The sequence below is a fragment of the Psychrobacter sp. Ps7 genome (assembly GCF_022129225.1).
Lineage (GTDB): Bacteria > Pseudomonadota > Gammaproteobacteria > Pseudomonadales > Moraxellaceae > Psychrobacter > Psychrobacter immobilis_A.
This window is the reverse complement of the sequence record NZ_JADQAH010000006.1, coordinates 60,447-76,019: the sequence shown is the minus strand read 5'-3', so window position 1 is coordinate 76,019 and position 15,573 is coordinate 60,447. Positions and strand designations below refer to the sequence as shown.

Sequence of the window (15,573 nt, the reverse complement as noted above, 5' to 3'; positions counted from 1 at the left end):
TAGCACTCACCATTCTTCTTAGCAAAATTTAAAAATTACTTGTTAGCCAGTGCTTGTGTTGCAGCAACTTCAGCAGCGAAATCTTCTTGCTTTTTCTCAATGCCTTCACCAACTTCTAGACGTTTGAAAGCAAGTACTTTTACGCCTTCAGCTTTTAGTACATCACCAACTTTCTTCTCGTTGTCCATAACATATGGCTGACGTAGTAAAGTCACTTCTTCTAGGTACTTACGTAGGCCACCTTCGATCATTTTTTCAACGATGTTATCAGGCTTGCCAGACTCACGAGCTTTTGCTTCGATGATGTCTTTTTCGCGTGCTAATAAATCAGCATCGACACTTTCGTCATCAACCGCAACTGGATTAAACGCAGCGATATGCATGGCAAGGTTTTTGCCAGTCTCTGCATTGCCGCCTTCAAAAGATACCACAACACCGATACGTAGACCATGACGGTATGAAGCAAGGTTGCTACCTTCTAATACTTCAACTCGGCGTACTTGGATGTTTTCGCCGATTTTTTGTACCAAAGATACACGAGCTTCTTCGATAGTCTGACCATTGCCATATGGCAATTCAGCGATAGCAGCTACGTCAGTCACATTGTTTTCTAATGCAATGTTCGCTACTGCTTCTGCAAATGCCGTAAAGTTTTCGTCTTTTGCAACGAAGTCAGTTTGGCAGTTTACTTCTAACAAGAATGCTTTGTTGTCGCCTTGAGCGATGATAATAGCGCCATCAGCTGCAATGTTACCCGCTTTTTTAGCTGCTTTGGCTTGACCAGATTTACGTAGGTTATCAATGGCAGTTTCTACATCACCGTTTGATTCTTCTAACGCTTTTTTACATTCCATCATGCCAAGACCAGTACGGTCACGCAATTCTTTTACCATTTTGGCAGATACTTTTACTTCTGACATAAGAGTTACCTTTTATTATGTATGGGAGTGCTTAATTTCTATGAGATATATCTTTGCTATCTATTGGTACTATATCGCTCTTATAGTAATGGAGGCACTCATGGTTGATCGTGATAATAGACATCATTGTAATGACAGATATTGTGCATCACGAGGGCATATATAAGCGATAATACTCGCTTATTAACGAGTGTTCCATCAACAATAAGGCATGACGAGTAAAACTACATCATGCCTATTGTGAGCTTATACGCTGTTAATAACGTTATATGGATGCAGATAGTGTGACTATCAAGCTATCCTTACAAAGTTAAACCTTTTGGGTCAGCCAATTATTCTGCTGGAGTCGCCGCTTCTTCTGCTTTGGCTTCAACTGGTGCTTCTTCAGTAGCAGGTGCTTCTTGCTCAGCTTTGCCGCCCGCTTGAGTCTGTGCGTATTCTTTACCAGCGATAATCGCATCAGCCATAGAAGTCACATACAAGGTCACAGCACGGATAGCATCATCGTTTGCTGGGATGATGTAATCAACGTTATCTGGGCTAGAGTTAGTATCAACGATACCGATAACTGGGATACCTAGATTTTTAGCTTCTTTGATAGCAATCGCTTCATGATCTACGTCTACAACGAAGATTGCATCAGGTAGGCCGCCCATATCTTTAATACCGCCTAGTGAACGCTCAAGTTTTTCCATATCACGAGTACGCTCTAACGCTTCACGCTTAGTAAGCTTGGCGAAAGTACCGTCTTCTGCTTGCTTTTCTAGCTCTTTTAGACGGTTGATTGACTGGCGAAGTGTTTTCCAGTTAGTCAACATACCACCTAACCAGCGATGGTCAACGTATGGCATGCCAGCGCGTGCTGCTTGCTCAGCGATGATACCGCTTGCTGCGCGTTTAGTACCTACGAATAATACTTTGTTTTTCTTGGCAGCTAAACCGTTAACGTAAGTCAATGCTTCGTTAAACGCTTTTACTGTGTGCTCAAGGTTGATGATATGAATCTTATTACGAGCACCAAAGATGTATGGTCCCATTTTTGGATTCCAAAAACGTGTTTGGTGACCAAAGTGAGCGCCGGCTTGTAGTAAGTCGCGCATTTCGATTTTGGTTGGATTCTTTGTAGACATGTGAAATTCCTATTGGTTGGGTTATGCCTCCACATCACAAAAACTGCCTATCTAGCGACACGCATCTGCTAACGGTTAATGCTCATTGTGGCAGCACTAACTTTTTTGCAAATTAATCAAGTCGCCAAACACCCAGCAATTTTTTGCCATGATGTGTGTGTCATTGGTTGATGGGTTGGTTTAAAAAATTTAGCTATCGTTTGAACGTAAAAATACGATGTGATAAAAATAGCTGGGCTGTATTTTATCACATAATGCTTAGCGACTGCTAGCGCTATTATGCTGTTTAAGTAGATGATAACGCATAAAAAAACGACGCATTAACGTCGTTTTTTATATTGAATAAATGAGCAGCTGTAGATTAAGCGATACAGATACCAATGACCGCTTTATACCCACGCCAGGTAAATGGCGTGACGTAACTTTGGCGATCTTTTGGCAAATAAGACACGCTTGGTGCGCTCTCAACAATATGCGGCGGCGAGATAATAAACTCTGAGCCAAACTCAGTACGAGCATTTCCAGAGATAGTGTTGGCCATCTCACCGAGCAGATCTTTCATCATCGTGATCGATGAGTCAGGCTCGCCCATCACTTTTATGACTTCTCGTAACATCACGCTTGGCGCACTCACATACACACAGCCTTCAAGAGGCCCTGATATCTCGATAACGCCGCTATAATCATAACCAACAGCACTCTTGTTATGATTTAAATAAGGGGTATCAATGGACACTTCTGAGCCATCAATTTGTGCAAAAAATGCATTGATTGAGCTCAGAAACACACCCAATTTTTCTACTTTAACCATAATATATTAATATCCATCTTTATGACGCGGTGGCAGCAACGTTAATCCTGCAAACAGACCACAATCTCGCCTATCTGCGAGTTCCAAGTGATGGGAATGATAAAAGAACGCTCATCATTCGGCAACACAATACTTTGTGGAGAGCCTTTAAATACAAACGGCACAGAAATATGGAACTCTGAGCCAAACTCTTTACGCGCGTTACCAGCGATTGTATTGGCCACTTCACCAGCCAAATCGATATAATTCTCATCGCTTTTATCCGTTTCACCCATGCTATCTAGTATAGCGGACAATAACTGACGGGTTGCCGAAAAATACACCACGCCTTTTTGTCCACCCGATATACCGATCACACCCGTATAATCATGGACTTTTGGCTGTTTGTTCTCTAACAGATATGGGGTGTCAGCGACAAGCTCCTCGCCCCCAAACTGATTAAAATAGTTACTAATAATACTTAAAAAAATCTGTAGCTTTTGTTCTTTCATAATGACATCTACTTAAGTCGTTGAATGGTTTAGTCTTGCATTAGCTCATACAAAGACTCTACAAGCTCTTCTTCTGAAAAAGGCTTGCACAAAAATCCGCTGGCACCCAACGACAATGCTTCAATGCCAGTGGCTTTATCAGACAGTGCTGACACCACTAAAATGCGTACTTCAGGGTCAATCGCAATGATTTTCTCAATGCATTCAAGTCCATCCATTTGTGGCATGGTCAAGTCCATGGTGATTACATCAGGACGATGGACATTGAACTTTTCAATGGCTTGTACACCACTGGTTGCCGTCGCAACCAGCATAAACTGCCCTGAATCATACGCGCGTTGAATACGATTTCTAATAATATTTGAATCATCAACAATCATTAACTTATGCATAACTGATCTATTACCTTTAATGAAGTGCTTGTCATCCTTGACAATATACCTGCTGTTTCTAATTAAGCTTTTGGTAAAGTAATAACAAACCGTGTCATCTGACCAAATTCGCTGTTTACGTTAAGCTTGCCATCATAATCTTTTACTTTTGCTTTAATGATATCGAGACCGACACCGCGTCCGCCATCTTCATCTGCATGTTCTTTGGTAGAGAAACCAGAAGAAAACAGTTGTTTGAGCAGCTCGCTTTGACTGAGCTGACTGGCTTCTTCTGTACTAAAACGACCGTCACTGCTTAACTTGGCACGAATGCTGTCATAATCAATACCTTGACCATCGTCTTGCACCATCAGCATGAAATCTGAGCCGTTGTCTTTTAGTTCTAAATCAATCGTCCCAACCGCAGTCTTACCAATCGAATGACGAACACTTGGCGCTTCAATGCCATGCACCACGGCATTACGTAGTAGCTGAATGCTAATCTCTTTAATCGGCTTTACCAGATGCGCTGGTATGTCCGCTTGCATCAGCGTATTACTCTTTAGCTCTACTTGCTTACCTTGTCTTGCGGCAATATCTTTTGCAAATGCTTTATAAAAAGACAGATGATCATCAGTTGCTTCATTATCTAGGTCAATATCCTGACCGATATCAGTATCTATGATACTGGTTGAAGGATTTGATATCTGACTGTCAGTCGCCACCGTTTTTGACATACTATTTTGAGCAATATTGTCATCTAACCCATTTGCAGTTGGTGCTGAACGGTTAATGCGCTCGCCCAAGGTCGCGATGGTATTTGATAGGCTTAATAAGTCATCCAAATGTACGGCCAATGGCAAGAAATCGTTACCAGATAATTGACCTTGGTTTTGCAATGCGTGCAGTTTGTCTTCCGCATCTGAGGCAATCTTGGTAAAGCTATGCAGTTTTAGCGCAGAAGCTTCACCTTTTAAGCTATGCATTTCGCGATAGATGGCTTTTAGTTTGCCTTCAAGCTCGTATTGTGAGCTACCAGGATTTTTCAAAATATTGTTCATCTTCTCAATGTGCATCTGCGTATTATCAATAAACTCATTAATAATTTTTGGATTTACATTTAGAATCGTGGTGAGCATCTCAATCTGCATATCATTTTGCGAACGCTCTTTTTCTAGACGCTGCTCTAAATATACGGCATCTGATACATCGTTGACGTTGACCAAAATACGGGCAATGTCTTTGTTGTCATAAACACGTGAGAACTTGAAGTCTAAGAAGCGATTATTCTGTGCTTTATCACCAGCATTGTTGTGTAGCATGACTTTGTGCAGCGGATTGAGAGAATCTACCAATTTTTCTTTAACGCGTGGATTGTAAAGCTGCTCAATAAATTGCTGTGTGGTTTTCAGATCTTTATCAGAAATACGACCGCGCAAGACATTGGTAAAGTTTTCCCCTGCCAATCTGTCTGAGCCAACAATGTCATTTAATGCACGAGAATGCTGCTGACCAATATTCAAGTCTTTATCAAGCAAGAATAGACCAGTACTGACCGTTTCCATAATTTCCTGTGTCTCGCGACGAGCAGCAAATGCTTCAGCATCCGTCTCACGCAAACGACGTACAAAGAAGAATACGAATATCAAGAAGTAAGCGAAAATAGCTGCAACACCCAATATCTGAATCAGACGAATAGTGTTTGCTTGACGTTCAGCGTTTATAAACACCTCATCAGTAAGCTGGTCTAGCGAGTCGTTGATAAATAAACTTGAAGTCTTCGCCTGTTCAACCGCCTGAGTCAGGTTATCTGAAGAGTCGACCATCACATTATCAGCATCTTTAAGATATGCCTGAATTTTAGGTTCTAAAAGTCTCCATTCTTGATTAGCTTCCGCAACTTTGACTTGAGAATCACTATTAACTTTCGGAAGATCGTAGCTTTTGCCTTCAACGGTAGTAATAGTACCGCCTTGTTCAAGAGCTGAAATTGAGCTAGTAATCAGTGCTGTATCTTGTTCCAGACGCTCTAAAACGCGCTGAATATGCGGAGAGTTTGTATCTTCGCCATAGCTATTATCTAAATCGAATAAATCTTTAATTACAGCTTGTGCACTATTCGCGACTTGGTTGGTTCTATCAATTAATACCGTGTTTCTTTCTAATAAGCTTGAGGTATAAAAGGTAAACGCTAGCAAAGCACCGATGAGCGATAAAAACAGTGCAATTGAAATAATTAAATTTGGGGCTGTCCTAGATAAGTAAAATAATCTAGGATAGTCATATGAGAAAGAGCAGATTAAGTTGGTACAAACAAACCAGACTCATTGAACTATTTATTGCCGGTTCTACCGCAAGAACAGCAGCAAGCTTAGTGGGTGTTAATAAAACAACAGCTAGCTATTACTTTCACAGGCTAAGACTACTGATTTATGAAAATAGTCAGGAACCTGGTCTTCTAGAAGGCGAAATAGAAGTTGATGAGAGCTACTTTGGCGGTAGACGCAAAGGCAAACGTGGTCGCGGTGCTGGTAATAAAGTGCCTGTGTTTGGACTGCTTAAGCGCAATGGCAGCGTCTATGCTTGTCTCATCCCTAATGCCAGAGCCGATACCTTAATCCCTATTATAAGAGAAAAAGTAAAGCCTGATAGCATCGTTTATACTGACTCATTCAGAAGTTACAATGCCCTTGATGTCAGTGAGTTTACCCATTACCGTATCAATCATTCAAAAGAGTTTGCACAAGACAGAAACCATATCAACGGAATAGAGAACTTTTGGAGCCAAGCCAAGCGTCATATGCGCAAATATAATGGCATCCCAAAAGAGCATTTCCATCTGTTTTTGAAGGAATGTGAGTGGCGTTTTAACTACAGTGATCCAAAACGTCAATTACACCAGCTAAAACAATGGGTTAAACAGGAACTGAACTAGTTATCTAGGACAGCCCCTTAAATTTTGATAGCGCTTATTGTCAACATTAGGGGTAGTTGCCATCTTCAGAATTCCTTAGTTCAGTTGCTGAGTAGTAGCAGAAGTGCTATCGATAGCTGGAATACTCTCACCTAACCACTGCTCTTCAATTGTCTTGAACGTTCCTTTTGTCTTAAGCTTAGTAATACCTTCGTTAACATTTTTAATAAGCTCATTATTGCCCTTTGCCATCATTATCACTTGCTGTGCTTCAGGCACATCTTCGCCTTCATAAGGCACGATAGTGACCTTATATTCAGGATGGATTTTTGCCGTATACTGCCAAATAGGGGCATCATGGAGAATGGCATCAACCTTCCCCTGCATCAAATCTTCATATAATAAGAAAGCAGTCTCTCTGGTAGACAGCTCACCGTAGGTGCCAACTGCTTTTATTTGATCGACTGACTTCCCATTTTCCATACCACCAACATGCATGCCGCTTAGGTCTTCTAAACTAGTTATTTTCAACTTATCGTTAGAATACATAATTGCTGATGGATTAAAGAAATAAGGTTTCGATAAGCCATATTTCGCCGCGCGTTCATCTTTATAAGAAATACCTGCTAATGCCAAATCGCGATTACCTGATTCCACACTATCAAACATATTTTGAAACGTTTCTTTGTAAAACTCGACTTTAAAGCCTTGTTCCTCACCAATAGCTCGAATGACGTCAATGTCAATCCCTTGCATATTGCCATAGTCATCTTGGAACGAAAACGGCGGCGTCGTACCTGTAGTCGCGACCTTTAATGTGGGCGCAGTATCAGGCAATTTACTAACAAAGGTATCTTTATTATCTTTAGCATTACTCTTATTTACATTCTCTTGAGTAGTAGAGTTACTACACCCAAACAGTCCTATACTAAATACAATTGGCAATAGTTTATATAATTGCTTCATAATTCATCCTTTAAACTTTACGTTATATATATCAATAAATGACAATTTAGAAAGGTTAGGTAATATCTTCACAATATTTACTTACAGAAAGTTACGTGGATAATACTTGCCTACCTTTGTGATTGCAATAATTATGTTTGGTTATTAACCACAATTTGTTATATATGGCAAACAAAGGATATTAAAGACCTACATAAGTCTATTTATATAACTGAAAACTTATAATAGGGCCTTGTTTTAGGCAAAAAATAAAATAAAAAGCACAAAAAAAGCATCCCTACATAATCAATGTAAGAATGCCTTTTAAGATGCTAGTGCAAGAATTATAAAGTCTCTGGCTTACTCCGCATCGTCCAGATTTAAATTACGATCTATCTGCCAAATTAAAAAACAGCCAAGACTCATCAAAGCGAACATCGCAATACCAATTTTGAGTACAGGATTAACTGGAAATAGGTTTAATAATAATCCACCAAAGATACCGACTGAAAACATGAGCGAGCCTTGTAGCGCACTTGCCATGCCCGCTCGGCGTTTTTGAAAGGCCAGCGCAATAGCAGAAGCATTTGGCTGAGTAAGACCTAAGCCTGCGATACAGAAGAAAATACAAGCCAGCACCAGTGGAAGCCAAGCATCAGTACCCAAAAATAGACCTATTACAAATAGCACGCCTGCAGAAATAACCTGCATCATCGCACCAAAGCGCAAAATACTCAAAATACGAAAGCGATTGGTAAGCCACTGATTCAGCTGAGTCAAACCCACAAAACCAGCAGCATTCATCCCAAATAACCAAGCAAAGTGGGTGGCGGATACCCCGTAGGTATCCATAATCAGCTCAGAGGCTGAACTGATATAAACAAACATCGCCCCCATCAGCAGGCCGCCACCAATCGCTGGATAATTGAACGTCGGGTCTTTTAATAAGTCCCAGTATTGACTCAGTACTTCTCTTGCGGGACGTACATTACGATTTTCTTCCGTTAACGTTTCAAAGAAGAAAAACTTTGTGAGTAATAAATTCAACGTGCCAAAAGCAGCCAAAAACCAAAAAATAGAGTGCCAGCTAAAAAACTGTAGAAATAGCGCACCAAGCGATGGGGCTAATATCGGCGCTAAACCCATCACCAAAATCATAATAGAAAAGGCTTTTGCGGTTTGTTTGGCAGTCAATCGATCGCGAATCGCAGCACGAGTGACCACCGCGCCGACACAGGCACCAAGCGCTTGCATCGTCCGTCCAACAAACAATACATACTCGTTATTAGTAGTCGCACAAACAATGGAGGCGATGACATATAGCGTCATACCGATATATAAAGGCTTAACACGACCGACACGATCACTAAATGGACCATAAAATAGCTGGCCAAATACCAAGCCTAAAAAATAGGCAGGAACAGAATTGGCCATAAAGGCTGTAGATACGCCAAAGTCATCTGCCATAGATGGTAATGCAGGCAGATACATATCAATAGACAATGGCCCCACTGCCACGATAAGTCCAAGCATCATAATCCATGCAACAGGCAAATCAGCAGAGCGTACGCGCTCAGAAGCAATGGGTCGATTGGGTAGAGAGGATTTTGGAGCAGACATATTCAGACCATTTTATATAGAGTGTATTGAATCGTTATAAAGGTTCAATACACCCTAGTGATTGTTATTGTATTATTCAGGCTTCCATTGTCTTTAATATTTAGTCTTTACTCAATACTGAAAACAAGGGTCATTGCCACCATTAGTGCACATTTGCATACAGCGGCGTAAGTGGACAGTGTTATATCGTACTATCCCCTCACATTTCAATAGAGGTATGACGTGAATAAAACAAACAATAACAACTAAAAACAATCACAATAATTTGTCAAAATAGGTCTGAGCGTCAGCATAGCGGCATAATTAGTAAAAGATATTTAGCGGAACTGGCGCTTGCCAAATGCCGTACTGGCTTGCTTGGCTTTTCTTAAAGCAAGCTTGCGATTACGACCGAGCATCATTTTAAGCTGCCATACTTTTTCTTTATATAAAGTAGTGGCTGGCTGCTGGAACATAGCATTGACCACACGCTTACTCGCCAACACCGCATCAGGAGAGCGCTCTGCAAATTCGGCAGCGAGCTTTTGCGCCTGCTCAAGTGGCGTTTCACTGCAATGGCTGACAAGACCCAGTGCTTTGCCTTCACTGGCAGTCACGATACGCGCACTCATGGCAAGCTCTTTTAGCACATCTTCACGTACCACGCCAAACGCCGATTGCGTCAAACCCATGTCTGGTACCAGCCCCCACTTAGCTTCCATAATAGACAGTTTGCAATCTGGATGACTGATACGCACATCGCAAGCCAGCGCTAACTGAAGCCCTGCACCGATACAATAGCCTTCTAGTACGGCAATGACTGGTACAGGCACATCGCGCCATACCAGACAAACACGCTGGAATGAGCTCTGCCATGGCTTTACCAGCTCCCAAACGGCGAACGCTTGATTTTTTGGATGATTTAAATCACCCAAATCGATGCCCGCACAAAACGTGCCTTCAGCGCCATTTAGAATCACCGCACGTATCGTTTTATCTTTACCAATACGTTCTGCGACAGCTATCAATTCTTTCACCACTTTAAAGCTCATTGCATTTTTTTTGTGTGGGCGATTCAAGGTTACCGTGAGTATATTGTCGGTCATACTAACTTGTAAGGTTTCATATTGGTAAGTGGCAATCGCGTTCATAACAATCCTTATTCATGAATAAAATAGAAATGGCATCTAAATATGATGCCGATACGTCTAAAGCTGATGGCAACAATATTAACAGCCTTGTTACGACGCTACCTCATCAATAACTGACTGCAACGATTCGATTCACCGTTACTATCATAAAACCATCATTTCTAAATCATTTTCCACGTCATATCATTTTCACTCAAACGATGATAATTGAGCTGAGGATAGGCTGATAAATCCAGCGCCTGCAAGTTATTTAACGCTGTTATTAATGCGGCATAATATGGCTCAAGCATGGCAAACTGCGCAGGGGTGATGTGTTGGACATTCAACAAGCATTTATCTTCTAAGTCTTGACTGGCCTGACGTAATTGCGGCACACCAGTATAACGACTGCCGCCTAAGATGCGATGGGCAATTTGCGCTAGCATACTGCGATCACGGGTATCCCACGCTTGCGTTAGCGCTTGCTTTTCATCATTGATCGTATCAAGCATCATAATGATAAGCTTGGCTGCCAAGTCGGGCTTATTCGCTGAGCGGGTCAACGCGTCTTGCCAATCTAAAATAGCAAAGCCATCACCTTCGTTAGCCCCCAAAGAGTGATGGCTTAAATGGTGGTGACTGCTGTCCCAACCCTTTGTTTCTTGCGCATATGTGTGGGAATCTGTAGGCATTGCCACTCCATCGTGAGCACTATTTATCGGTGTTTCCGATGGCTTTAATAGTGGCGACTGTCCTTGTTTATATAAGCGCAAGTTCTCATAGCGTGGCTGGGTGTTTCGCGGTGTTTCGCGTCTATAATCCTCGCGTGGTTGGCTGTCTCGCAAGTAGTTATCACGAATTTTCTTCAATGATAAAGGACGCATTATTTTTGGCTGATTGATTGTATTAGAACCGCTATGACGGTTATTTTCATCCCCTTTCACCATAGGATAAGCAATGGTTGTAGAGTCTGATGGCCACGTTGAATACGTTTCAACTCCCCTATTTTGTGAGTCGGTAGAGTGTGAATTCTCTTTTGATAAATCGATGACCTGCACATCAGTATTGTGCACATCCGTACTGTGCAGATTGGTATCAGGCAACGCTGTTAACTGCGGCATTGTCGTTGTACGTCCAAGCCATTTTTGCAGCACTTGTAATAACTGAGGCTGGCTAATGGGCTTACCCACATAGTCATTAATGCCACTGGCGATTAGTTTGTCTCGCTCATCAGCCAAACCATGGGCAGTCAATGCAATAATCGGGATACGGCTATCATCATTTTCAATATTGCGAATTTGTCTTGCGGCTTCATGCCCTGACATACGCGGCATTTGGATGTCCATGAATATTAGATCAATATGGCCTTTATCCTGAATAGCGACTTTATCGTCGGTATTCACCTCTTCATAAAGCGTACTATTTGATTTCTTGTTTACTTCATCGCGCGCTTCAGCTTTAGAGATTTGCGTTTTATTCGACAGACTTTGCTTATCATTTTTCGTGGTTTTGATATTTTTGGTTTGTTGTTTACTGATAATTTCTATGGCGTCAAAACCACTACTCGCTGTGATGACTTGGATGCCAAGCTCACTGAGCAATGCATCGAGCACCAACAAATTGGGCAGATGATCGTCGACTGCCAGTACCGTCACCCCTGTCCAGCGCGGTTCTTGCACGCTTTTTTTGGTACTGCGATTTTGGGTGTCGAGCATGGCATAGAGCTGTCTTTTGTCTAAAGGCTCATACAAAATATTGGCATGATAACGATTTAATAATGCTTGATCGGCAGCAACTTGATAGCCAAATACCGCAAGCTTACCTTGGTAATGCAGACGAATTTGTTTGAGTAATGCCATCATATCGTCTTGGGTATCATCATCGACGATGACCCAATCCCAATAATTACCATGCTCTTTTAATGACTCAAGTACGCCTGGTAAGGAGTTGGCTTGGGTCAACTTAATCGGCAAATATTGCAAGCTGGCTTTGAGCACTTGGATAGAGGCGGTATGATTGATCCATACTAATACATTAAACTCATCGGTCTCACTCGCCAATGGAGCCAAGACTGGAAGCTCAATTGTCTGTCCTGTAGCCGCTTCCAATACATCGACATGTGCTGGCATCCGAAACCAAAACGTTGCGCCCTGATTGGCAATATTCTCTTGAGCATTATCATGAAAACCAATATCACCGCCCATCAGCCGCGTTAATTGCTTGGAGATAACGAGCCCCAACCCTGTGCCGCCATACTGACGAGTGATTGAAGGGTCGCCTTGGCTAAAGCTTTGGAACAGCATCTTTTGATCGGCTAAAGAGATGCCCTTACCGCTGTCTTGCACACTGATCATGAGATAATTATCACGATGATCATCCAAGCTGACACGCACCACCACATCGCCACTGTCGGTAAATTTAATCGCATTGCCGACGATATTGGTCAATACTTGCTTGAGGCGCAGGGCATCGCCATTGATACGCATCGGCACATCATTATAAAACAGCACCGCCATGCGCAGACCTTTTTCTGCGGATACAGGCGAAAGCATATCGACCACGTCATAAATGGTGTCATAAAGGTCAAACTCATGACGGTCAAGTACCAGCTTGCCTGCTTCAATCTTAGAGAAATCCAAAACATCGTTAACCAAGGCAAGCAAGTGTGCTGATGACTTACGTATGGTTTGCACGTATAAATCTTGTTCAGGATTTAGTTCGCCATGCCTTGCCAGCAAATTGATAAAGCCATCGATACTGTTTAATGGCGTGCGCAGCTCGTGGCTGATATTGGCCAAAAATGCCGATTTGGCTTGGCTGGTTGAAATTGCCGCATCACGTGCATTACGAATAGAGATGTTTTGCATTTCCATCTCATCAAACGCAAGACGCAAATCATCCTCAGTTTGCTCGGCATGGTCTTTTAATTCCTGAAAGCTCCTATGCAAGCGGCGCAAAGTTTTGACCAAATCTTGCTGCAATAAGTTCAGCTCACCATCTGACTCAACGGGAATAGGCTGATACAGATTGTCGACATGGGTGCGCTGCAACTGCAAACGTAGCTCATAAATTGGTGCTATCCAGCGCTTTGAATAAATATTTAAACTCAGCAATAAAATCAAAATAGTGAACAAGCCAGTAATCACTAACGCCATGGCGATACGGTAGCGGGCGATATAGAGTGGTTCATTGTCCATATCGACGAGCAGCCACAGTTTTTGTCCTTCAAACTCCCCTAATACACTGCCATAAGCGGTTCCAATAGGCGTTGGTTGCTGCGATAAAAACTTCTTTGTTGTGTCTATTGCAGGCCATGCTTCGTTCAGTCCATAACCGACTGCGGCGAGTACTTGATTGCTTTCATTGATGATCGCAATACGCTGTACATGTTGCTCAGACTGCATACGACCCAGCTTATCTTGAATTTCCTCAAGCTTTGTGATGGTCGTTTGAGTGGCATCATTTGCTCTCACTCCGCCATCCGCATTGGGTTCGCCGTCTGCTTGCTGGCGATCTTGCGCTAACAGCTCAGGGATTAGCTCTGCAATCGCTGGGGTATAACGAATCAGCACCGCCTCCGCCAATACTTCTTGTTCGGAATTGCTGGCACGCATGGTCTCATAAAAGACCAAAATACCGCCCACCGCTGCCAAGATACAAATGGGTAAAAACACCAATATAATCAACTGGCCATACGCACTGCTAGTATCAAAACGTTTTTTGTATGCCATGCTAGCTTTACTCTCTACAGAAAATTGCACTATGAATCAATAGCGGCGGTAAGCGGTGTTAGCCAATCATAATTTTTTTAGGGGCTGTGCTCATTTCAAAGCTATTCTCATTTCAAAGCTATCGTCATTTTAAAAATAATAACTGCCTACCCATGATAAAATTTAATGGTTCTTGTTATTGCCGTACCTATATATTGCCATAACTATAACGCATTTCATCGATCATGGTGAGTGGCTATGACGCAAAGGCATTTTAACTGTCCAGCCCTTTTTAAACACCACTCATTTACCAAAATCTCTTGATGCCTTCAGCGTAGCCAAAAACAAAATGATATAATGACGCAACTTTTCATTTATTGCTATTTGGTTAAAGCGACAGAAATGTCATTAACAATCACTTCACTCAATAGCAGCCGTATCAAAATATTTATTCAAAAACCACGATGACAATTAAAAAATAAACGGTAATTAAAAATCAATTTTAAAAATGAACAAGGATACTTTATGTCCGCAACGGCTATCTCCAACTCTAATTTCATTACTCAGGTCACCAAACTTGCTGATTGCGTCGGTCAGACGCCATTGGTTAAATTACAGCGCTTACCTGAGCAAGAGCAGCTGACCAATGGTACTGCGTTACTGGCCAAGCTTGAAGGTAACAATCCAGCGGGTTCTGTTAAAGATCGTCCTGCTTTTAATATGATTTATCAGGCAGAACAGCGCGGTGACATCAAAGCGGGCGACATGCTGATTGAAGCCACGAGTGGCAATACGGGTATCGCTTTAGCCATGGTCGCCGCGATGCGTGGCTATCCGATAACGCTACTGATGCCAACCAATTCAACTCAAGAGCGCAAAGATGCCATGATTGCGTATGGTGCGACGTTAATCGAGGTGGATGAAGGCATGGAAGCCGCACGCGATTTAGCGCTGCAAATGCAAGCAGATGGCAAAGGCATCGTATTGGATCAGTTTAATAACCCTGATAACAGTCAAGCCCATTACCTGACCACAGGGCCTGAACTGTGGGCGCAAACCGCAGGAAAAATCACTCATTTTATTAGCTCAATGGGCACTACTGGTACTATTACCGGTGTATCGCAATACCTCAAAGAACAAAATCCAGATATCAAAATCATCGGACTACAGCCTGATGAAGAAGCTTCGATTGCTGGCATTCGCCGCTGGCCTGCAGCTTACATGCCGGGTATCTTTAACCCAGATTTGGTTGATGAAATCATGGATGTGGATCAGCGTATCGCAGAAGTTTATATGCGCAAACTGGCCAAGACCGAAGGTATTTTCGCGGGCGTTTCATCAGGTGCTGCAGCATGGGCTGCCGTACAAGTCGCTAAAGAAAACCCTGATGCCGTCATCGCCTTTATTGTCTGTGATCGCGGCGATCGTTATTTGTCGACGGGTTTATACAATATTAACGACGACAATATTGATGACAGCAATGTCGATAACAGTATAGAAGTTAATTAACGCACAGACAACGCTGCTCAGTTTAGTTGGTTTAATCAGGATT

The 15,573-nt window shown here is 42.3% G+C and carries 12 protein-coding genes; 2 read left to right on the top strand and 10 right to left on the bottom strand.

Annotated elements, in window-relative coordinates; genetic code table 11:
- Positions 1-35 precede the first annotated feature (35 nt).
- The 6 genes from tsf to I3257_RS03825 form a co-directional block, all read right to left on the bottom strand.
- Complete coding sequence (gene tsf / locus I3257_RS03850) at positions 36-920, bottom strand: translation elongation factor Ts (RefSeq protein ID WP_201501996.1); 885 nt, start codon at positions 918-920, stop codon at positions 36-38.
- A 332-nt stretch (positions 921-1,252) separates the two neighbouring features.
- Positions 1,253-2,050, bottom strand: coding sequence for a 30S ribosomal protein S2 (gene rpsB / locus I3257_RS03845; protein ID WP_045443642.1), 798 nt, complete (start codon positions 2,048-2,050; stop codon positions 1,253-1,255).
- Between the two features lie 361 nt (positions 2,051-2,411).
- Positions 2,412-2,861: a chemotaxis protein CheX gene (locus I3257_RS03840; RefSeq protein WP_045443639.1), complete on the bottom strand. Its 450-nt coding sequence runs from the start codon at positions 2,859-2,861 to the stop codon at positions 2,412-2,414.
- Positions 2,862-2,902: 41 nt separating this feature from the next.
- Positions 2,903-3,352: a chemotaxis protein CheX gene (locus I3257_RS03835; RefSeq protein ID WP_045443636.1), complete on the bottom strand. Its 450-nt coding sequence runs from the start codon at positions 3,350-3,352 to the stop codon at positions 2,903-2,905.
- A 29-nt stretch (positions 3,353-3,381) separates the two neighbouring features.
- Positions 3,382-3,744 carry a response regulator gene (locus I3257_RS03830; RefSeq protein WP_045443633.1) on the bottom strand — a complete coding sequence of 121 codons (363 nt, stop codon included), beginning with the start codon at positions 3,742-3,744 and terminating at the stop codon, positions 3,382-3,384.
- A 62-nt stretch (positions 3,745-3,806) separates the two neighbouring features.
- Complete coding sequence (locus tag I3257_RS03825; protein WP_238048872.1) at positions 3,807-5,921, bottom strand: ATP-binding protein; 2,115 nt, start codon at positions 5,919-5,921, stop codon at positions 3,807-3,809.
- 86 nt (positions 5,922-6,007) lie between these two features.
- Between I3257_RS03825 and I3257_RS03820 the strand changes: the two genes are divergently transcribed.
- Complete coding sequence (locus I3257_RS03820; protein WP_045455364.1) at positions 6,008-6,658, top strand: IS1595 family transposase; 651 nt, start codon at positions 6,008-6,010, stop codon at positions 6,656-6,658.
- A gap of 75 nt (positions 6,659-6,733) precedes the next feature.
- Here I3257_RS03820 and I3257_RS03815 read toward each other — a convergent pair whose 3' ends face one another.
- From I3257_RS03815 to I3257_RS03800, 4 genes are all read right to left on the bottom strand, one after another.
- Entirely contained in the window at positions 6,734-7,603 is an 870-nt protein-coding gene (locus tag I3257_RS03815) for a transporter substrate-binding domain-containing protein (RefSeq protein WP_193007703.1), read from the bottom strand.
- A gap of 339 nt (positions 7,604-7,942) precedes the next feature.
- Positions 7,943-9,202 (bottom strand): multidrug effflux MFS transporter, encoded by a 1,260-nt coding sequence (locus I3257_RS03810; RefSeq protein ID WP_055125721.1) that lies wholly within the window; start codon positions 9,200-9,202, stop codon positions 7,943-7,945.
- A 317-nt stretch (positions 9,203-9,519) separates the two neighbouring features.
- Positions 9,520-10,332 (bottom strand): crotonase/enoyl-CoA hydratase family protein, encoded by an 813-nt coding sequence (locus I3257_RS03805; RefSeq protein ID WP_060490433.1) that lies wholly within the window; start codon positions 10,330-10,332, stop codon positions 9,520-9,522.
- Between the two features lie 161 nt (positions 10,333-10,493).
- Positions 10,494-14,042 carry an ATP-binding protein gene (locus I3257_RS03800; RefSeq protein WP_238048871.1) on the bottom strand — a complete coding sequence of 1,183 codons (3,549 nt, stop codon included), beginning with the start codon at positions 14,040-14,042 and terminating at the stop codon, positions 10,494-10,496.
- Positions 14,043-14,546: 504 nt separating this feature from the next.
- On the opposite strand from I3257_RS03800, the gene cysM reads away from it, so the two are divergent.
- Positions 14,547-15,530: a cysteine synthase CysM gene (gene cysM / locus I3257_RS03795; protein ID WP_238048870.1), complete on the top strand. Its 984-nt coding sequence runs from the start codon at positions 14,547-14,549 to the stop codon at positions 15,528-15,530.
- Positions 15,531-15,573 lie beyond the last annotated feature (43 nt).

Excerpts from the sequence above, each read along its gene's own strand:
- tsf (WP_201501996.1), bottom strand. The coding sequence starts at position 920 with ATGTCAGAAGTAAAAGTATCTGCCAAAATGGTAAAAGAATTGCGTGAC.
- rpsB (WP_045443642.1), bottom strand. The coding sequence starts at position 2,050 with ATGTCTACAAAGAATCCAACCAAAATCGAAATGCGCGACTTACTACAA.
- I3257_RS03840 (WP_045443639.1), bottom strand. The coding sequence starts at position 2,861 with ATGGTTAAAGTAGAAAAATTGGGTGTGTTTCTGAGCTCAATCAATGCA.
- I3257_RS03835 (WP_045443636.1), bottom strand. The coding sequence starts at position 3,352 with ATGAAAGAACAAAAGCTACAGATTTTTTTAAGTATTATTAGTAACTAT.
- I3257_RS03830 (WP_045443633.1), bottom strand. The coding sequence starts at position 3,744 with ATGCATAAGTTAATGATTGTTGATGATTCAAATATTATTAGAAATCGT.
- I3257_RS03820 (WP_045455364.1), top strand. The coding sequence starts at position 6,008 with ATGAGAAAGAGCAGATTAAGTTGGTACAAACAAACCAGACTCATTGAA.
- I3257_RS03815 (WP_193007703.1), bottom strand. The coding sequence starts at position 7,603 with ATGAAGCAATTATATAAACTATTGCCAATTGTATTTAGTATAGGACTG.
- I3257_RS03810 (WP_055125721.1), bottom strand. The coding sequence starts at position 9,202 with ATGTCTGCTCCAAAATCCTCTCTACCCAATCGACCCATTGCTTCTGAG.
- I3257_RS03805 (WP_060490433.1), bottom strand. The coding sequence starts at position 10,332 with ATGAACGCGATTGCCACTTACCAATATGAAACCTTACAAGTTAGTATG.
- I3257_RS03800 (WP_238048871.1), bottom strand. The coding sequence starts at position 14,042 with ATGGCATACAAAAAACGTTTTGATACTAGCAGTGCGTATGGCCAGTTG.
- cysM (WP_238048870.1), top strand. The coding sequence starts at position 14,547 with ATGTCCGCAACGGCTATCTCCAACTCTAATTTCATTACTCAGGTCACC.